This is a genomic window from Bartonella sp. AC62GZZY (genome assembly GCF_042196525.1).
Lineage (GTDB): Bacteria > Pseudomonadota > Alphaproteobacteria > Rhizobiales > Rhizobiaceae > Bartonella.
Genome location: NZ_JBHIQN010000015.1, coordinates 1 through 20,818, shown reverse-complemented (window position 1 = coordinate 20,818; position 20,818 = coordinate 1). Strand labels below are relative to the sequence as shown.

8 protein-coding genes, 2 tRNA genes and 3 pseudogenes are annotated in these 20,818 nt (G+C 37.6%); 6 read left to right on the top strand and 7 right to left on the bottom strand.

The window, feature by feature from the left end:
* Positions 1-14 precede the first annotated feature (14 nt).
* From ACFIML_RS07800 to ACFIML_RS07785, 4 genes and pseudogenes are all read right to left on the bottom strand, one after another.
* Positions 15-2,699: an autotransporter outer membrane beta-barrel domain-containing protein gene (locus ACFIML_RS07800; RefSeq protein ID WP_375687813.1), complete on the bottom strand. Its 2,685-nt coding sequence runs from the start codon at positions 2,697-2,699 to the stop codon at positions 15-17.
* Positions 2,700-3,878: 1,179 nt separating this feature from the next.
* The gene (locus ACFIML_RS07795) at positions 3,879-7,013 is read right to left on the bottom strand and encodes an autotransporter outer membrane beta-barrel domain-containing protein (protein WP_375687811.1); all 3,135 of its coding nucleotides are present in this window, start codon (positions 7,011-7,013) and stop codon (positions 3,879-3,881) included.
* A 395-nt stretch (positions 7,014-7,408) separates the two neighbouring features.
* Positions 7,409-7,641 (bottom strand): annotated as a pseudogene (locus ACFIML_RS07790) (Arm DNA-binding domain-containing protein); the annotation flags it as partial.
* Between the two features lie 501 nt (positions 7,642-8,142).
* Complete coding sequence (locus ACFIML_RS07785; RefSeq protein ID WP_375687809.1) at positions 8,143-14,349, bottom strand: autotransporter outer membrane beta-barrel domain-containing protein; 6,207 nt, start codon at positions 14,347-14,349, stop codon at positions 8,143-8,145.
* A 198-nt stretch (positions 14,350-14,547) separates the two neighbouring features.
* Between ACFIML_RS07785 and ACFIML_RS07780 the strand changes: the two genes are divergently transcribed.
* The 5 genes from ACFIML_RS07780 to ACFIML_RS07760 all read left to right on the top strand — a co-directional run bounded on the left by ACFIML_RS07780 (position 14,548) and on the right by ACFIML_RS07760 (position 18,392).
* Positions 14,548-15,498 carry a siderophore ABC transporter substrate-binding protein gene (locus tag ACFIML_RS07780; RefSeq protein WP_375687808.1) on the top strand — a complete coding sequence of 317 codons (951 nt, stop codon included), beginning with the start codon at positions 14,548-14,550 and terminating at the stop codon, positions 15,496-15,498.
* A gap of 105 nt (positions 15,499-15,603) precedes the next feature.
* Positions 15,604-16,560 (top strand): ABC transporter permease, encoded by a 957-nt coding sequence (locus tag ACFIML_RS07775; RefSeq protein ID WP_375607404.1) that lies wholly within the window; start codon positions 15,604-15,606, stop codon positions 16,558-16,560.
* Positions 16,553-17,503, top strand: coding sequence for an iron chelate uptake ABC transporter family permease subunit (locus ACFIML_RS07770; protein WP_375607405.1), 951 nt, complete (start codon positions 16,553-16,555; stop codon positions 17,501-17,503). The genes ACFIML_RS07775 and ACFIML_RS07770 overlap by 8 nt, the downstream gene beginning before the upstream one ends.
* On the top strand, positions 17,500-18,258 hold the full coding sequence (locus tag ACFIML_RS07765) for an ABC transporter ATP-binding protein (protein ID WP_375607406.1): 759 nt from the start codon (positions 17,500-17,502) through the stop codon (positions 18,256-18,258). Before ACFIML_RS07770 ends, ACFIML_RS07765 begins: the two co-directional genes overlap by 4 nt.
* A 63-nt stretch (positions 18,259-18,321) precedes the next feature.
* Positions 18,322-18,392: transfer RNA gene (locus tag ACFIML_RS07760), tRNA-Gln, on the top strand.
* A gap of 140 nt (positions 18,393-18,532) precedes the next feature.
* On the opposite strand, the pseudogene ACFIML_RS07755 reads toward ACFIML_RS07760, so the two are convergent.
* The 3 genes and pseudogenes from ACFIML_RS07755 to ACFIML_RS07750 all read right to left on the bottom strand — a co-directional run.
* Positions 18,533-18,743, bottom strand: a pseudogene (locus ACFIML_RS07755) (DNA adenine methylase); the annotation flags it as partial.
* A 922-nt stretch (positions 18,744-19,665) separates the two neighbouring features.
* Positions 19,666-19,755: pseudogene (locus ACFIML_RS09435) on the bottom strand (DNA adenine methylase); the annotation flags it as partial.
* Positions 19,756-19,988: 233 nt separating this feature from the next.
* A complete protein-coding gene (locus tag ACFIML_RS07750; protein WP_375607407.1) occupies positions 19,989-20,378 on the bottom strand; it encodes a VOC family protein in 390 nt (129 codons plus the stop codon).
* A 248-nt stretch (positions 20,379-20,626) separates the two neighbouring features.
* Between ACFIML_RS07750 and ACFIML_RS07745 the strand changes: the two genes are divergently transcribed.
* Positions 20,627-20,700: transfer RNA gene (locus ACFIML_RS07745), tRNA-Gln, on the top strand.
* Positions 20,701-20,818 lie beyond the last annotated feature (118 nt).

Sequence of the window (20,818 nt, the reverse complement as noted above, 5' to 3'; positions counted from 1 at the left end):
CCCAAGACGATCACCTAAAAACGATAGCGCAATCCACCAGAAAAACTGATTCCAGAAAAACCACCTTTACTCAACTTATGCTGATAAACCAAATCACCATGAAGCGCAAATTTTTGAGACAAGCGAGCATTAAGACCTAATCCAGCCTCTAGAGAAGAACCAAAAGCCGCTAACTGGAAAGAATCTTTAAAACGCACAGCTCTTTCTTTGCCAAAATCATGAGCAAAATGAATCTTTCCATAAAAAGAAACATCACGATCTTTTTCAGACGCAGTAAGAGTCTTTATCAAACGACCACCCATACGCACCATCAATTGATCAAGTTTATCCATCTCAATATTAAAATTATCAATATCGCGGGCCTCATTAAATTGAAGATGCTGATAAACAACCTGAACCTGTGGATCAAAAACAACACCTTCATATCCTGTGGCAATTTTCTGACCACTCATCAAGGAAACACTTAAAGGGTTACCTTTCAATGTTGCCGTTTTACCCCGTGCAGTTGTCAGAACATCTCCCTTAAACAGACCATACGATAACAAACCATCAACATAGAATCCTACATCATGCTGCATACTGCCATAAACTGTAGCAGTCCATTTATCAAATGTACTTTTTTGGCTTTGTGCAACATCTCGAGGTTGTAGAGAAAGCTTTCCATAAGACCCCATCACCCCAAAGGATATAACACTGTCAACATTTTCAACAGTTTGTAGCAAAACACCTGTCTCTAGTGCATAGTACCCTAGATCTCCCCCATAACCATATTCAAGCGCAGACAAATCTGAGGCATAACGATAACTCCCACCATAGCCACGCAAAAATGAAGCAGGATTTTCATGAATTTCCAACATTCCACTAAAATTAGTCCGTACTATCTCTAACTGCTTGTTTTGATTACTGATATCTATCAAACCAGCGTGGAATAAACTATTTGGCAAAAGCAGATAAGTTGGCACCTGAGGAACAACAACCTTAACGCCTTGCCTAGAATGATGCTCACCACCTAAACCAAGTTTAGAACTCTGAGTTAATCTAAATGTAGTATCAGAATCAACAAATCCATTTTCGAGGCGGAAATCCCAAAAATCTCCTTCACCTTCGACTAATCTTTGAGACGCACTCGCTCTTCCTAATTCAGAGTTTGGGCCATAAGCATGAAGCCTATATTGGTAAGGTAGACCGTCCAATGCAATATAATCACCATCCAACAAGAAAGAATCTTTCTCTGCTGTTCCAGAAACCTGAATAATCGAGATACCTTTATCATTTCCATAATGCCCCGTACCACCTCCTGGACTTCCTGAAACACCATGCACATGTATTATTGTTTTTCCTTCAATATCACCATGGAATAAAAGACGATCCGTTTTTTGATTCTGAAGAGCCCCCCCCTTATTCAAATAGGTGTTGAGATAAAGATGTGCATTACCTTGTGCTTTATAAACTTCACCTGTTCCTCTCCCAACACGAAGTGTTTGATAGCCATCAACTATGTTAGCTTCTGGTTGTTCAAAAATAATAGAACTATCAATAAGATGTATTAATGAAATTGATGAAACACCTATAGAACTAGAAACTTGTAAATTTTTATTTTTCGGCCGTGATAAAATCCATTTTGAATCACCTCTCAACCGAAATTCAGCAGAAGAACTTTCATCAACATGTGTCCCCCCTACAAGTGTAGAAGCATCCACTGAAACCTTCACAAAAGAGCCATCCTCAACCTTCAGTAATAAATCTCCAGAAAGTTTGGAATTATCCAACAGCCTAACAACACCACCAGATCCTCTGCTATAAATAGCTGCACTCTTTGGAACTGTAAAAGAGGTTCTTGTCAAGCCAACAATCCCTCGTACGGGTAAGTTCGTTTTTGGAAGACTTCCGAACATCTCTTCCTCACCCGCAAAAATATAAAAATAATGAGGATACTCGTGATCCTTCATTTCCTCATTTCTGTCTCCTAGTCCCTCCCAAAAACGCAACCCATAAGACGTATTACTTTCTACCAAAACCGTAGAATCCACGATAGTTATAAAGATACCCTTCCCATCGATATTATTCCCATGCATTGAAAAACCATGAGCATTGGCTAGATTAACTTTACCTTTCTCAAAATGGATACTCCCAGCATCAAACGCATGAAAAGCTGAATTTTCATTATGGTCATCTATACTCATCCCCTGACTACCTTGTTCGGTAATAGAACTACTCCTTAAATCGACCTGTCCCCAATTTCTTACTTCAACTCCGATACCCTTTGTAAAGTTAATCTCTCCTCTTTCTATAATCACTTGTCCATGTTCACTCGCCACGACCCCATACTTCCAAAAACTTTCTTTTGAAATAACAGCACTTGAAGCATCCTTAACAGTTATATTTTTCCCGAAGAGAAGCGTTTTTCTTCCAGATGCTTGTATAGCAACAGTTTCATTCGTATTTTCATCAGTTTTTTGATAATTTTTATTGTAAAAGTAGTGTTTTTTACCATCATTACACCGATAAAATTCACTATTCATAATACATGAAAATTGATCCTGATTATTTTGTGTCTTACCATTAACGCCAGAACGACCTTGTACCCCAGTATTAACAACAGCACCATCTTGAACCGTAGCATCAACATTGTGTGCAAAAAAAAGAAATGCTGTTGTAAAAGTACATAAGGAAAAACGATTTTTAAATAGATTGACCATAATTACACCATAATTTTGCCCATAAAAGTAACACGTAATGTATCAAAGAAAACTTAACAAAGAGAAAAATTAGTACGTTTTGGATTAACTGTGCAGACCTTATTAATTCTTTTTGTGTTTTATGTAAATATGGAATTTAAAAGTTACTAAAAATACAGACTAAATCTATTTTTTTATAAGGAATTTGCAAAAATATAACTGAAAAATGAGAGAAAAATCATCTTTAAAGTTGTTATTTAAAAGCAGCTTTAAGAGATTTTTGTACATTAAGAATGCCTATTTTAACTGTTGTTTAATCAATACCCAAAGCGTGTATAATTAATATTCGAGATAAATATTATATTGAAACAATAGGCACTCGTAAGCAGACAAAACTGAATATATGCCAAAATTGGGAAGCAAAGCTATCACATACAGCTGTTTTAGACAGTGTTTATGGAAATACGAACTAATTTAGAAAGAGGAGGAAAGTGTAAAAATTAAAATCTGTTCCGATTTTTACCATCTCTTTTCAACATTTAAAAATATTCAGAGCCGTATCTAAAAGGTGAAAATGACATATAATTTTATCTTTTTATTTATCACATTCTTTAAAGAAAACGCACTTTCAAAAAAATAATACGTTATTTATGTTTCTAATCCACCAATTTTCTCAGATATATCTCATTATTTCCATCCCCATTTCATAACGACAGCAGATATAATATCAAGTTTATCGGATACAGCCCTCATTGCGCCTGAGTAGCATCTTTGTCTTTGCCAATTTCTAATATTGTAAATCCTCCCCTCTTAACATAATCCCCCAAATTATATTGACTCCTTTCTTAAACGATTATCCACTTGCTAATCTTACATATAATAGACAAAGGAATGCTTTTTATGGATTCATCATAAGAGCATTGAAAATATTTCAGCGCCCTAAATTAAAAAATATCTTTATAAATCAAAATATTATAAATAATATAATAATCACTCTGAAATACGCATTTTGAAACGATAACGTACAAACTCTTCAGATTTTTCAAAAAAAACGAAAGAAGTCCAACCCAAAAGCATATTAAAGATATGCAAAGTCACACTCTCGTAAAAATGCTATAACACAAAATGAATAGATAATGAGAAAAAGCCACAAGTATAACTTGTAGCTTTTTGAAAGATTAATCAAAAACAGCAACAAAACTAGAAATGATAACGCAATCCACCTGAAAAACTCGTTCCAGAAAAACCAGCTTTCGTTAGTTTGTGCTGATAAACCAAATCACCGTAAAGCGCAAATTTTTGAGATAATTGAGCATTAAAACCTAATCCAGTTTCTAATGAAGAACCAAAAGCACCTAACTGAAAAGCATCTTTAAAATGCACAAATTGTTTTCCTTCAAAACCATGAGCAAGATGAAGTTTGCCATAGAAAGAAACAACCTGAGCCTCATCAGTAGCAACCAGCCTCTTTGTTAAACGCCCTCCAACACGCCCTACCCACTGATGAAGTTTTCCTAAATCAATATCAAAGCCGTCCACATCACGTACCTTATTAAATTGAAGATATTGATAAACAACCTGAACTTGCGGATCAAAAACAAAACCGTCCTCTCCTACCATAAATGTTTTACCAGCAGACAATGAAGCACTTAAAGGATTTCCCTTTAATGTTGCCGTCTTGCCCCGTGCAGTTGTTAGAACATCACCTTTAAACAAACCGTAAGACACAAGACCATCAACGTAAAAACCTGCATCATGCTGCATACCACCGTATGCCGTAACTGACCATTTATCAAATGTACTTTTTTGACTCTGCTCAACATTCAAAGGTTGCAAAGAAAATCTCTCGTAAGCCCCGATAATTCCAAAAGAAGTGGAACCATACATATTTTCGATTGCTTTTAGCAAAACACCTGCTTCTAGTGCATTATAATTAAACTCGCCGCCATAACCATATTCAAGCGCGGAAAGATTTGAAGTATAACGATGATTGCCGCCATAACCGCTCACAAAAAAGAGAGGATTTTCACGACTTTCTAATAAGCCCCCAGAAGTAATTCGCAAAGCTTCTAACCGCTTATTTTGATTGTTAACATTCATCAAACCAATATGACGTAAAGCATTAGGCAAAAGGAGATAAGTCGGAACCTGCGGAACAACAGCCTTAACGCCCGGCTTAGGACGAGGATGGGGCTCCGGAGCTGGTTCTGGAGAAGGTTCTGGTCCCGGAATTGGCTTAGGAGAAGGATCTGGTTTAGGTTGAACATCAGAATCTATAGACCTACTTTCAAGGCGGAAATCCCAAAATTCTCCGCTCCCTTCCACTAATCTTTGATCCATGCTTGCTTTTCCAAACTCAGACCCTGGACCATAACCATAAAGCTTATATTGATAAGGTAATTCGTTTAACGCTACATAACCACCTTTCAACTGAAAAGAATCTTGCTTTGCTTCTCCTGAAACCTGAATGACTGAAATACCTTCATTATTTCCCCCCTTTCCCGTATATCCTCCTGGACTTCCTGCAACTCCATGCACTTGGAGCTTTGTTTTTCCCGAAACATCCCCATGAATTAAAACACGATCAGTCTTTTGATGATTAAGAGCACCACCAATATTCAGGTATGTATTAAGGGAAATAGAGGCACCTTCCCGTGCTCTATAAACCTCACCCTTTCCCTTTCCAATACGAAGAGTTTGATAATCATCAACAGAAGGAGATTCTGGTCTTTTAAAATGAATAGAGCTATCACCCATAAGACTAACGAGTGAAATAGAAGAATCATTTGCAACCTTACGTTGATCTTTTTGCACCTGTTGTTGTAAAATCCATGTAGAACGACCTCCCAAATAAAGTTCGGCATTAGAGTCTTTATCAACGTGTGTGCGACCTTCAAGCGTAGAACCATCAGCCAAAACGATCACAGATGCCCCTTTCTCAGCTTTTAATAAAAAATTCCCTGAACGAAGAGTGCTTTTCATCAAACTCACCGCACCAGAAATAACATTGCTGCCATAAAGAGCCGTATCGTCTTCAACAGAAAACTCTGTTGTATCCAAATTAACAACTTCCAATCGTGGTGGAGCTTTTTCTTCCTCTAATGAAATCTCCTCTTTTTTATCCCCATCTTCGCTCCATGGCTTTTCTCCCTGAAAATAGATACCATAAGATCCCTCACCCTTTACATTAATAGTAGAGGATTTAATATTAACCTCAGTCGCAGAAATTCCAGACTCAGAATGAGAATCCTTATTAGATAAATCTTTAACTTCCTGCTGAGAAATAGGATTGATTGTATTTTCTAATAATATGCCATGGACATCCACAGCACGAACAGTCGTACCTTTTAAATTAACAATCCCCTCTAAATCCGTACGAAAAACCGCATGATTATCCGAATTTTTTTCTTTACCTTTCCCAGTAATTCTAACATTCTCGAGATTTACCTTCCCACCTAACATGGAAGAAACCCCATGACTGTTCATAAAATCAACTGATCCACCTGACATCCAAACTTCTGAACGCTCATAACTTAAAAGACTTGCATTCCCATCAGCTGTCTTAATGTCTGTATCTTCTAAAAGAACAAACGAGTTCTCTGCTGCATCAACACCTTCATGACTCTCCTTAATCTTTCCATTTTTTACCTCAATCACTCCATTACTTACACGAAGGCCTATAACTGTATTTTTGATAGTCGGATCTTTTAAAACAACCTTACCGTTTTCTAATACGTGCACACCCACTAGAAAAGTCTCATCAGCAACTTCACTGCTAACAGTTACATTCTTCCCGCGAACTTCTGTACCTATTCCTTTCACCGTTATAGCAGTGGGATTATCAGGATAGAGGGAAACGTTTTCATTTGTAATCCTATAAGATTTATTATCAATTTTAGGATCTGTCCCGCAATTATCGCATATATAATATAATCCACTATAGTAATAAAACCCAGGATTCACACCTCTTTCATCAGAGTGCTCATTTTTAACCGTATTATCTACATTTTTCTGATGTTCATTCTCTCCATCCACTCCACTCAGCTTACGATAATCGCTCCCCCCACGAATACCCTCATCGTCATTGTCAATATCGATATGATGAGTAGGATAACCTTTCCCCCCACTCTCTCCCTTAAGAGGAAGCTTATGCTTATTACTCCCACTAAGATGAGGAGAAGAATTAGCAGAGACAACTGGGATAACCTTTATAACATAAGGTTTACTATCCTTCCCCTCTGTAGCCGCATAAACTTCTCTTCCATTTTGGAACAAAGAGAGGATAGCTGTTGTACAAGCACATAAACATACATGATTTCTAAAAACTTTAATCATAGTTCCCTCGAAACTTTTCTACCCCTCTCATTAAAAACAAAAGCACTTACAAAACACCCCTTTCTGCCCCTCAAAATATGAAAGGCGTAACAAAAGGACATGCCTCATGCTCATTTGAACCGTGCAATGAATTATCCCAATAAACCTGGCAGAAGCTCTACGCTAAAAACCATCTATAAGAGAATAATAACAAAACACAATTTATAAGTGTATAATGCATTCTGTATTTCGTGTAAAGAAAAAATGAAACCAGTGCGTGCAATTAATTAAAAACACAATCTAGCCTTGTGAACTTTAAAAATTAATCCACAAGGAGATGAATGAAACAATGATTTAAATCCGTAAAAAACAAACTCTCAAAAACGAGCTTTAGAAAACATCAATATGGTACCTTAATGAAGATTATTTATTGCCTCACGCTTTTGTTTGTCACGCTCTTTATGGAGTCACGTCCCTCACGCAAAACAGAAAACCATTGCTTTGCATATTCATGTACTTGTTTTAAAGAGATATCTCTCAATGCTCCCAAGCCCATTTCACGACAACGCCCATAAATGGTATAACGATAAAATCATCGAGCCGCTCCATCTTTATGCTTATGAAGAAGCAAGCCGACACCATCACACACTTTGCCAGCTCGTGGGTTTTACGACAACCATTAACCTTTGAAACAGTGCATTATAGGCACCTTTAGTCTTTTCTTGTACAATTTATATCCACATGTTAATTTCGCTTGTAACGTGCAAACGAATGGTTTTGATTGATTCAACATAGAGAAATTTGAAATGAAAAAATCTTACGATATTCAAGACTCTCATTCAACATGCAAAATAAATTAAATTATCTATATAAATAAATACATTACCTAAAAATACAATGTAACGCATGGCATCCCCCCCTGCACTCTTAAAAAGCCCATAAAAATGAGTCACTCTATTGCACCATCAACAGCAAAAATTTTAAGAAAATTTACTTTAGCGTAGAAAAACGCTCTCATGCGTAAAATAAACTATATTTTTTTGCTCAATCAAGAAGACGAAAATCTTTTAAAGACAACACAAGTTGTTACAAAGAAAAAAGGCAGCACAATGTGCTGCCTTTTCTAAAAAGGTACATAGTGTACCTTATATTAAAACTGATAACGTATTCCTCCGGAAAAACTTGTTCCCGAAAAACCAGCCTTATTAAGCTTATGTTGATAGAGAATATCAGCATGCAGAGAGAACTGTGGCAACAATTTGGCATTAAAACCTAATCCAGCCTCTAGAGAAGAACCAAAAGCTCCTAACTTGAAAGCATCATTGAAATGCACAGACTGTTTTCCTTCAAAACCATGAGCAAGATAAAGCTTACCATAGAAAGCAACAGCATTCACGCCTTCAGAACCTGTAGGAATCTTGGTTAAACGTCCACCAACACGTGCTACCCACTGATTAAGGTTACCCATTTCAATATTAAAATTGTCGATATCACGGGCCTTATTAAACTGGAGATGTTGATACACAACCTGAACCTGCGGATCAAAGACAAAGCCCTTATATCCTGTCATAATTGTCTGACCACCAGCTAAAGAAACACTCAAAGGATTACCTTTTAATGTTGCTGTTTTACCCCGTGCAAGGGTGAGAACATCACCTTTGAACAGACCATAGGATAAAAGACCGTCAACATAGAAGCCAACATTATGCTGCATGCTACCATATACCGTAGCAGTCCATTTATCAAATGCACTCTTCTGACTGTGCTCAACATTCACAGGCTGCAGAGAAAGTTTTCCATAAGTTCCCATAACGCCAAAGGATATAGCACTATCAGCATTTTCAATAGTTTGCAGCAAAACACCTGCCTCTACACCATTATAACTAAGATCACCTCCGTAACCATATTCAAGTGCGGACAGATCTGAAGCATAACGGTAACTTCCACCATAGCCGCGCAAGTATAAAGCAGGATTTTCACGAACCTCTACCATTCCTGTAGAAGTCATCCGCAACGTCTCCAATTGCTTATTTTGATTGCTAATATCCATCAAACCAGCGTGGAATACGCTATTAGGCAAGCTGAGATAAGTTGGAACCTGTGGAACAACAGACCTTACAAATTGTGCAGGAAGGGCAGCAGATCCAACAGACTTAACATACTGATTTTCTAGACGGAAGTTCCAAAATTCTCCACCATCCTTAACAAATTTCTGCTGAACATGCTCCTGTTTCGAAGTCGCTTCTGGAGCATAAGCACGAAGGGTGTATTTGTAAGGTGAGTTTCTCAGTGCAACATAATTGCCATCGAGTTGGAAAGAGTCTTTCTTCGCTTGACCATAAACCTGAATAATTGAAACACTATGAGCAATCTTGGCATTCGCTTTACCATCTCCTACATTGCCCGCATCACCTCGTACATGTATTTTTGTTTTTCCAGAAACATCACCATGAATGACAAGCCGATCAGTGACTTGCTGATCACTCGGATCACGAGGATTTAAACGTGCATTGAGATGAATTACAGCATTACCCTGTGCCGCATAAACTGTTCCTTTCCCATTTCCAATATGGAGAGTCTGATATTTGCCTTCAGATTCCGAAGGTGCAAAATCAATAGCACTATTTACAAGACTTACAGAAGCAATGCATGAATCCACACATCCTGAATCTAGAGTTCCTAAATTCCTCTGTGCACTTCTTTTTAGAATCCACTGTGAATTATTAGCCAAGTCTAATTTTGCATAAGAATTTTTATCAACGCGAACACCGCCTGTAACAATAGAACTATCAACTGAAACCAATATGTTCGAATCATTCTCGGCTTTTAATAACAAGTCACCAGCAAGAGTTGTTTTATTTTCTAATGAAACATGACCACCAGAATTATTACCATAGATAGCTATACCATTTGCAACTTGAAAATCAGTTTTTTTCAACGAAACTGTCCCCGTTACGCCTATAGGTGTATTCTCCTGTTTGGATACAACGCTCCGCTTAACAACGCCTGTTTGCGCAATTTCTAGATTCTGACTTCGATTTTGTTGACTCGCTTCCTTCTGCGTTCCCCCATCAAAATATATGCCGTAGACTCCGTCGCCTTCCACTTTAACAGTAGAAAACTCGATATTTACGTAATTCATAGTAGGACGAACGTCAGAAGATCTCCTTCTCCTAGAAGAGCCGGTCTCAACTACATTATCATCAGACTTTATAATCCACAAAGCATGAGCATCAGTAACAACATTTCCGTTCTTAAAATCAACAGAAGCATTATCACTCACCAAAAAAGCTGCACGTCCAAATTTCTCTGTAGAATTCGACTTTCCTGCTTCTTTTTTCGCAGTAATATTAACTTTGTTTAATCTTACACGTCCCCCCGCTTCTGATCTCACAGCCACTCCATTTGTCAGCATAACCGTTCCAGAGTCCATAGTTACCTCACCAGCCTGACTCGCCAAACCAGCCACAGCTAAATCCCCCGTTACGTTAATTTTCGTATCCTTTAAATCAACAGATGATCCAGAACCCGCCAAAGCGCCCACATAAAGCGCATCTACTGTTCCACCAATCATCTTAACCTTCCCGCCACTTTTAGCTTCAAGCCCAATCACAGAAGATTGAATTGTTGAGTTTTTATCCAAAACAATCTCTGCTTTTTCTTCTGCAAGCACAGCACTCACGAGTTTTGATGGAGTAACACCAAAATTATCTTTACTATCTGAAGAATCCGCACCACTAATAGTAGTACCCTCTAGCTTGATAACTGTATTTGGATTTATTGCATGCATAGAATGCTGAGTTTTCTCACTTGCCTTCAGTGTCTTCCCTGTTATTGTCCGCGATTTACCATCTCTACACAAATAAATAGTCCGTGATCCCTTCTCTCCATTATTATTATTCATATCATCACATGTAGAAGAAATCGTTTCCTTACCAATACTATTAGGCGGAACAATACGTCCAACAGGTCCATTAGAAGGTGTAGAAGATTTCTCAGAAACCGCAGAAGAAGGCTTTATGGAAGCTGCTGATTTTATAGATGGAAGCTTATTCGATATAGTATGCCCAGATGATACAGAAATCCCATCTGTCGATATCACTGAAACCCTATCTGGATCAGATCTCCCAAGTGAACTAGCTCCTGAAAGTATTAAATTTAACGAACTTCTACCTCTAGATGAAGGAGATGAATTGGACGAAACAGTATATACGTTATGCCCAGATGTCCCAGATCTTGCAGGATTAGTAGATGCCCTCTCCTCAGATACAGTAGGAGTAACAGGAGACGTAGTAGAAGAAGGAATAGACGTTACAACTTCAGATGTTCTAGCCTTCCCCTGATCAGTAGATGTGCCCTCCTCAGATACAGCAGAAGCAACAGAAGGCGTAGTAGAAGAAGGAACAGACGTTACAGCTTCAGATATTCCAGCCCCACCCTGATCAGTAGATGTGCCCTCCTCAGATACAGTAGGAGTAACAGGAGACGTAGTAGAAGAAGGAATAGACGTTACAACTTCAGATATTCCAGCCCCACCCTGCACAGTAGATGCGCCCCCCTCAGATACAGTAGAAGCAACAAGAGATGGAGTAGGAGAAGGAATAGACATTACAACTTCAGATGCTTCACTCTCTACATTATAGTACCCTTCATATCCACCGTCTGTATGATCTTCATCACCTGTCTCAACATCATAGTATCCTTCATATCCACCGTCTGTATGATCTTCATCACCTGTCTCTGTTCTATGAACTCCAGAATTCACACCAACTGTATCAGAATCACCGTAACCTACTATAGTATATTCTACTTCATTTGCATTCTGTCTAGGATCTTCACTTCCATCAACAGCAAAAAGATAAATACCTGTACTTTCATCATTTGTTACCAGTTCTTCATCATAACTGAAAGTTTCCCCCGGAATATAAGGATTCGATACCCTTCTTTCATTTCCATCAACAGTCTCCTCAGTTGTCAAGGTATGTAGAACAGTAGGTAAAGGATCTGATATTGTAGAGGGCTCATTTCCAGCCTCTTCATGACTTACATCACCTGTATCAGATCTCCCTAAAGTGCCTGCTCTTGGGTTAACACCAGAGGCGCCTGCAGGAACAACATCTCTTGTACCAGCGGCTTCCTTTTCTTCTCCGCTAACCTCAAAATTATCAAAATACTCAAGATTAAAAACTGTATTAAATAAACGAGGAACAGCCCATGTGTATTCCGCTAAGACTATTTCTGATGCCAAAGGAGGTTCTGCCTTAGTACCATTTGCAGCTTCTATTTTACTTTCTAACCGGTAATCCCAAATCTGTTTACTTTTTACCAATTTATTATCGAAATATTTCATCTTCGAAGGAGTCGTTGGACCGTAAGCACGAAGGATATACTGATAAGGTGAACCGCTTATTGTAACATACGCATCATTCAGCGTAAAAGAATCTTTTCTCGCCTCGCCATAAACCTGAATAATTGAAATACTCTGAGGTTTATAACCTTGAGCACTCTGATCTTGTTGATCATCACCATTTTGTCTAATTGGAAGCACATGCACCTTAGTTTGACCAGAAACATCACCATGAATTAAAAGCCTATCAGATAGTTGAGAATCCTCTGATGCATCAGCCGGCACAAATGCACCGAAATAAATATGAGAATCCCCAGAAGCGGTGTAAACTGTGCCTTCCCCATTTCCTATGCGAAGCATTTGATAACTATAGTTTTGTAAATTAGCACCATTTTGTAAAGGCAAAAACGAAATAGCAGAATTGTCAAGTTTTACAAATGAAATACATGAATCCTCGCAATTCCCATTATTATGCTTCGCAAATCTACTTTTCGTTAAATGCCACTTTGATTCATTGAACAAAAAAAGCTTACCCTGAGAACCTTTTTCAACATAAGCTTCACCTCTAACTATAGAATCATTAACAAAAACCGACACCTCAGAAGTAGATAGAGCTTGTAAGAATGAATTACCAGAAACATTCGATGTGTTATCTATAAGGACAGAACCTCTCATATGATTACCTACAATGGCTGTACCATCTGGCACATTAAAAGTAGTGTTTTGCAAAAGAACTAAAGACTGCTTATTTTGTAATTGGGCACTTTTTATTTGGCTCTGTTCTGAATCATCGGATTGATTATCAAGATATACGCCTATAGACCTTTCGCCACTCAAGTTAATAGTTGAAGATTTTACAGAAGCCCTAATCCTAAAATCCACTTCATCGGTTCTTTCATCGGTTCTTTCTGCATCGGTTCCTGTCCTTGTCTTTTGTCCTAAAATTTTGGGTATAAGATAGCGAGCATAGCCCAAAGAAGAAAGAAACTCGACAGTGGGGTCATCCATTTCAATACGCTTCACTTTTCTATTACAATTTCTTGCATCATTTTCAGAATCTTCAGCATCATTGTCAAAGGCCCATATACCAACAGAATTTGAATGACTAATGTTTCCATTTTTAAAGGAAATAAAACCTACATCTGTAGATAAAATGCTACTCAATTGCTGTGCTGCAGCGTTAGGTTGCTGTCCTGCAACGTTAGGTTTACTTCCATTGATTGTAACACTAACAGTATCTAGTTGAATGATTCCTCCGTTTTCTGCCACAACTACAGTTCCACCTGTCGGTACAATAACCTTCCCCAATTTCATGTCTATTACTGATCCAGTGCTAGCACGCAAACCAGTTGCATCATCAATAGATTCCTCTTCACTACTCCCCCCCTGTTGGCCCGACACATTAATCTCTGTATCACGCAACAGAATAAGTGATTCATTCACAGCCTCAGCACCCATAATTGCATTATGAATTTTCCCTTTTTCCATAACGACCTTTCCACCATATGAAGCGTAAAGCCCAGTGTCAAAATCACGAATCCACGAGCTTTCCAATTTAATCACTCCATCTTCTGATGCAAATACAGCGCTCCCATACTGCGGCGTTATATCCTCCTTAACACCTGAACCAGGTTGATTCCTAAGAGATGAAGAGTACAATTTAATAATCGTCTGTTTAGTAGTTTTTGCTGATCCTTCAACAACATTTCTTTTATTAAAATCAACCATTCCCGCTGCTACAGCATTAGCACCCTCCTTCTTCACCATAACCGTACTATACTTCATTGAGTGTTCTTTTCTATCACTACAAACAATAGGTGATAAAGGATCAACAAAACTTTTATAACTCACTACATTACATGCATTGGCACCAACACCACCAGGAACACCACCAGGAACACCACCAGGAACACCACTACTCGCTATAGAAGCATCAACACCTTGTAAAAGGAAAAGAGCACTCGCTGTCAGTGCGTACAAACGTGTACGCTTTTTAAATACATTGATCATATGTCAAACTTTCTAAATAATGTTGCAAAAACACTAGAATTAAGTGAAAATGAGGTAAGTGAACAATTTGTAACATATGTCAGTCAACTTTACAACATAGTGTTATTTATTTACGCTTCATTTTGTGCATAAAAATACCAAAGTTAAGTTTTTAAGTGCGCAAACCTTTGTAATATTAGATAAAAGGATAAAATCACGATGATAAAATATATGAAATGGATGACTTGTGTTTTACTGGTTGCAATTAGTTTTGCAACGATTTTGTGGACGCATACGAGTATTGCAAATACGAGTACCCAGACAAATATAACAATTGATCATGTTTCAGGCACGACTTCTGTTCCCACTTCTCCGCAAAAGGTTGTTGTGTTTGATCTTGCCTCGCTAGATAATATGAATCGCCTTGGTATCCAAGCAGTTATCGGCGTTCCTGAAGGAAAAAAACCTTCCTATCTGCAACAATTTGACGATGCAAGATATGAAAGAATAGGGACCGTTTTTGAGCCCGATTATGAAAAAATTGCCACTCTTCAACCCAATTTGATTATTATTTCCTCCAGAACCCAAGCAAAATATAAAGACTTATCCAAAATAGCTCCAACAATTGATCTAACAGTAGAAAATGAAAATTCTCTTGAAGATATTAAACGAAATGTGTCTATCCTTGGAAAAATTTTTGGCAAAACACAAGAAGCAGAAAAGGAAATTGCAAAACTCAATGAAGCTTTTGCTGAAGTCCATAAAAATACCCAAGGAAAAGGCACCGGGCTCATACTCATGACCTCTGGTGGAAAAATCAGTGCTTTCGGACCAAAATCACGTTTCGATATTTTTCACTCCGCTTTTGGAATTGCCCCTGCAACCGATAAACTTACCGTGCAAAAACATGGACAACTCATTTCTCCTGAATTCATTCTTGAAACCAATCCTGATTGGTTGTTAGTGATTGATCGCGATGCAGCCATTGGGCGGGAAGGACAATCCGCAGCACAATTGCTCAACAATGAGCTTGTTCACCGCACAACAGCAAGCAAACAAAACCAAATTATTTATTTGGACTCTTGGAGCTGGTATCGTGCAAATGGTGGTTTAACGGCACTCATTGAAACCGCACAGCAAATCAATGAAGCCTTTACAAAGAGCAAATAAGCGCACGAAAGAGCTTGCTTGCTATATAAATAAAATTTAAAAGCAGAGGTTGTTTATAAAATAACCTTTGTTTTTTTATTAAATTTTGTTAGAAAATGATTTAACGTGAAGAATTACTGGATAACCATAACACTTCTAATTTTCCTGTCTATCCTCAGCATTTTTGTTGGTTATTCTGATGTCTCACCTTCTAACCTTTTCGCAGCCGATCCCCATGCGTGGCTTATTTTTTGGCAAACGCGTCTTCCTCGTACCATTGCAATCATTTTAGTAGGCGCAGCACTTGCACTTTCAGGTATGATTATGCAACTATTAACACGCAATCGCTTTGTCGAGCCATCAACCGTCGGAACCGTTGAATCTGCTTCCCTTGGCATTCTTTTTATTATGATTTTTTTGCCCGATGTTCCTGTTTTAGGAAAAATGGTCGTTGCGACAATCTTTGCCATGGCAGGCACTTTACTTTTTATGTTTTTATTGCAACGCATTCCTCTAAAATCTGCTCTCATTGTCCCCCTTACAGGGATTATGCTAAGTTATATTATTGGCTCTTTAACCAATGCCATTGCAGATTATGAAATGTTACTTCCTTCTCTTCAAGCTTACTTATTTGGCAGTTTTGCGATGATTCTTGAAGGAAAATATGAGCTTTTATGGTTATCCCTTCCCCTTTGTATTCTGGCCTATTGTACGGCTGATCGCTTTACGGTTGCAAGTTTGGGAGAAGATTTAACCAATAACCTTGGATTGAATTATCGTGTTGTCATGTTTTTTGGCCTTTTTATTGTCGCCTCAATTACCGCTGTTGTCGTCTGTACCATTGGCCGTATTCCTTTTGTTGGGTTGATTATTCCAAATATTGTTTCAAGTTTCATGGGAGATAATATGCGCTATACCGCTCCTTGGGTAGCAATCAGCGGCGCAGGATTGGTCTTGATTTGTGATCTTTTAGGACGAATCATTCAACCTTCTTTTGAAATTCCCATCAGTACCATGATGGGCGTGATCGGTAGTTTTATTTTTATAATACTCCTTTTACGCTGGAGAAAGCATCTTGGATAGAAAAAAAACAACAATATGTGTATTAACGACGCTTATCATCATGGCATGTACTGTCATTAGTCTTTACATGGCGTGGAATATCAATGTTTATACATGGACATTTCGCCTTACAAAACTTATCTCTCTGCTCCTTATTGCCTATGCAATAAGCGTTTCTACGGTTTTGTTTCAAACAATTGTTAACAATCATCTTCTTACCCCTTCACTTATGGGATTTGATCAGCTTTATATTTTAATAAAGACTATCCTGCTGTATTTTGTAGGCTCTCTTTCTTTGCCCTTTTTGAATGAAGAAGGGCAGCTCATTCTCGAAGCCCTCATTCTCATTATCTTTTCAACAAGTCTTTTTCGCTGGCTCTTTTCAGGAAGCTTAAAAGGGCTTCACTTGACGCTTTTAATTGGTGTTGTTTTAGGCGGCTTTTTTTTCAGTTTACGCATGTTTATGCAATTGCAATTAAATCCAGACCAAATGATGAATTTAACGGACATCATGTTTGCAAATTTTAATAAATTCAATACGTCATTAATAAGCTTTGCCACAATCATTGTCTTCATTGTAAGTTTGATTGGATGGCGTTCACGTCATCTTCTTGATATTTTGGCTTTGGGACGTGAAAATGCTCTCAATCTTGGCGTTAATTACCACAAAAGTGCGACAGCTGTCCTTATTTTTGTTTCCATTCTTGTATCCATTTCCACCGCATTGGTAGGCCCCGTCACTTTTTTTGGACTGTTAGTTGCCAATCTTTCCTATGAACTTTCTCCTCAAACAAAACACAGTGTTGTTGTCCCTATTGCAATATTATTAGCGATTATTTGTTTGGTGGGGGGACAATTTATTTTAGAGCAAATTTTTCATATGGCAGGGCGTTTAAGTTTTATCATTGAGTTTTGTGGAGGTATCGTCTTCTTAATGTTATTGATGAAGGGAAAATTAAAATGATTGAGATCAATCATCTTTCCAAGGCGTACGGAGCACGATTGATTATCGATAATTTATGCCTTCATCTTCCAAAAGGGGGGATTATTTCTCTCATTGGGCCCAATGGTTCGGGAAAATCAACTCTTTTAATGCTGATAAGACGTCTTTTACCGCACCATCAAGGGACAATTAACATTGACGGCTTTGATATTGATAAAATTCCTCACGATATTTTGGCTCAAAAACTCTCAATTTTACGTCAAGATAATCCTTTATCCTTCCGTTTAACCGTGTATGATTTAGTAAGTTTTGGGCGCTATCCTTATTCAAAAGGCTGGTATACACATGAAGATAAACAATTTATCGACAGTGCACTACGCTATCTCGGCTTACAAGATTTACAAGACCGTTTTTTAGATGAACTTTCTGGCGGTCAGCGTCAACGCGCTTTTATAGCAATGGTTATCTGCCAAGACACTGATTATCTTCTCTTAGATGAGCCATTAAACAATCTGGATATGAAACATGCCGTTTCTATGATGAAGCAATTACGCCGCACAGCTGATGAACTGAAAAAAACCATTCTTATTGTTATGCACGATATTAATTTTGCCTCATCTTACTCAGATATGATTGTTGCACTGAAAAATGGGAAAGCAGCCTATTGTGGGACTCCAAAAGAAATCATGCAACCAAAAATTCTTAAAGACATTTATGATGTCGATATTCAAATCAAAACAATTAATGACATCCCTATCGCTCTTTATTATCGATAATCATAAAATTTTTTTCGCTTACATGCACCGTAGAATCTGCTAGGGATAGTAAAATTGGCTTATTGGGGAATAGTTTAATGGTGTAACAGCTGACTTTGACTTCGTCAATCTTGGTTCGAATCCAAGTTCCCCAGCCCGTATTTAATGATTGTAGCTTGTCATCGGGTTTTGTATAATTTGAAAGTAGATTTTGCATCAATTTATTTTTTTCAAAGGATCTTCAAAAACTTTCAAGGGTTATTTAAAATCCCTTTAATGCATATTTTCTCTTCCTCTAAAAATTGCAATTTGAGATGATAAGCTCTTGAGCCGGTGCGGATTCTTTGAACCACATGTATAAGATGTGCCAACCCCTTTTATCTTAAATTGGCTAAAGATTTTTCGGATCTGAAGCACATAATTGAGAGAGAAGAAACTTTCCCTTTAATTGCACAAGCAAAGCAAACATCGTCTGGTAATCCTCTCGCAAATAAATCCTTTCCATAATAATACACGTATATCTGTCTCTGTTTATGGGAAAGCCTTATCTAATAGCTATAAACCTATCTAAAGAGAGAATTCAAAAAAGAAAGCCGAGCCAAATGACATGACGCGGCTTTCAGATATTGATTATAAGATTCAAATGAATCATCCACAATGGAGTAATGAATGCATATATACAAAACGTATCATATTGCAAGGGCTCTATTTAGAAATATGAAAACTTATCAAAAGAAAATGCATCTTAAATGAATGTCTTCTCAATAAGGCTTTCATAAGTATCTTTTCATTTTGCACTCAAATGTAACTTCTTTGCAAATTAACCAGCTCAAATTTGAGTTGGCAAAATCAATCAATTCAATTTTGGAAGCATTATCTTTGGAATAGCCATCTTTAAACATTATAGCTTTTGACACAAAATTGAGTAAAATCCCATGCCTTAGATGTTACAATGGTTTTGAATTTTTCTGCCTCATCTTTTTTTCAATAGGTGCCCCCAAATTTTGAGAGAGCTCATTTGGTTTTGTATTTTTAAACTGTAACTTTTAAAACGTTTTTTCTCGCTTGCTTGCGTTATATCATTGAAATGCTTTCGGTTTGATAAGACATAACATTGTGATGATAGTATCTATATAATGCCTGCCTATCATTTACTAAATTTTTAGCAAGCGTTTTTAAAAACGTATCATAAAATTTATGACACGTTATGAATAATAACCGCTTTTCATTTCATTTGAATGCACCCATGCGTTATAGTATTTGCATCATGATTTGCTTTTTATAATCTATACATCCATGGCAATCCTATATAAAAAATGATCAATTCAAACATGCATAAAAGTATGGATTCTTAAGTGGATTCATATAAAATAATTGCACTTAATATATTTATTTTATTAGTTTTTGTACAATGCCTTTTTAACTTCATAAAGATATCAATTTCCTTGTAAAGAATATTCCTCCCATTCCAATAAAAGGCTCAATATAAGTGCGATGAGGGATAGCTTTTATGATTTTACAAGTACTGATCACTGGCCATGCAATAACGCCGACTGATCTCCAAACCAATTAGACCACCTGTGGAAACAGGCAGGCTGTGGGGCTGAATATAAATGGAACAGCACCGAACGAATAAGCCACGCGCCGCAAGTAAGCCTCTTAGCGTGCATAGCTTATAGGTTTTGGAAACAGATAATTATTATAATTGAGGTACTATAATTTAGGCGATTAAAGATCGGATCTCAAACTTTTTAATCCAGTGGACAAACACGAATAATGTGTCCGTCCGGATCTTTGATTAGGAAGGTACGTCCAAATACATCAGTATACGGTTCCTTCAAAACATTTATCTCAACAGTGGTTTGCTCTTGCCATTCCGCATATAGCTTATCTACGTCCTCTCCTGTTGGCAACATAATGCCGATTTCTGAAAAACGAGGCACATTCTCCTCAGGCGTATCGCCCCCTGACCAGAGAGCAAAGAGTGCATCCCCCGAAGAAGCAAATGCAACATAGCGTGGCGAAGTAAACACAGGCTCTTTCTTGAAGATGAATTTATAAAAAGCTGTAGAATACTCTATGTTTGAGACATATACCAACTGTAGGTTTGGGGTAACAGGATAAGTGGAAATATTACTCATTAATTCTCCATGATTTAGTAGAAACTGCCCCTATATAGAGGATATTTCAATAAGAGTTTGTGATGCTTCCATTCGCGGTGTGCTCTATTTATATGTTTTTACTCACTTATTGCTATATGCTAAAATATCGAGGCCGCCACCACTGGGATTATAATGATATCCCTATCGCTCTTTATTATTGATAATCTAAAGATTTTTTGCACTTGCCTACACTATAGAATCTGCTAGAAATGGTAAAATTGGCTTATTGGGGAATAGTTTAATGGTAGAACAGCGGACTCTGACTCCGTCAATCTTGGTTCGAATCCAAGTTCCCCAGCCAGCAGGTTGTAGCTAGTGTAGCTTGCCTGTAGCTTGCCAGCAGGTTTTGTATATTTTGCCACTAGGTTTTGTACCAATTCATTTTTTTTCAAAGAGTTTTAAAGGTGTTCTCAAAGGGT

Excerpts from the sequence above, each read along its gene's own strand:
- ACFIML_RS07800 (WP_375687813.1), bottom strand. The coding sequence starts at position 2,699 with ATGGTCAATCTATTTAAAAATCGTTTTTCCTTATGTACTTTTACAACA.
- ACFIML_RS07795 (WP_375687811.1), bottom strand. The coding sequence starts at position 7,013 with ATGATTAAAGTTTTTAGAAATCATGTATGTTTATGTGCTTGTACAACA.
- ACFIML_RS07785 (WP_375687809.1), bottom strand. The coding sequence starts at position 14,349 with ATGATCAATGTATTTAAAAAGCGTACACGTTTGTACGCACTGACAGCG.
- ACFIML_RS07780 (WP_375687808.1), top strand. The coding sequence starts at position 14,548 with ATGATAAAATATATGAAATGGATGACTTGTGTTTTACTGGTTGCAATT.
- ACFIML_RS07765 (WP_375607406.1), top strand. The coding sequence starts at position 17,500 with ATGATTGAGATCAATCATCTTTCCAAGGCGTACGGAGCACGATTGATT.
- ACFIML_RS07750 (WP_375607407.1), bottom strand. The coding sequence starts at position 20,378 with ATGAGTAATATTTCCACTTATCCTGTTACCCCAAACCTACAGTTGGTA.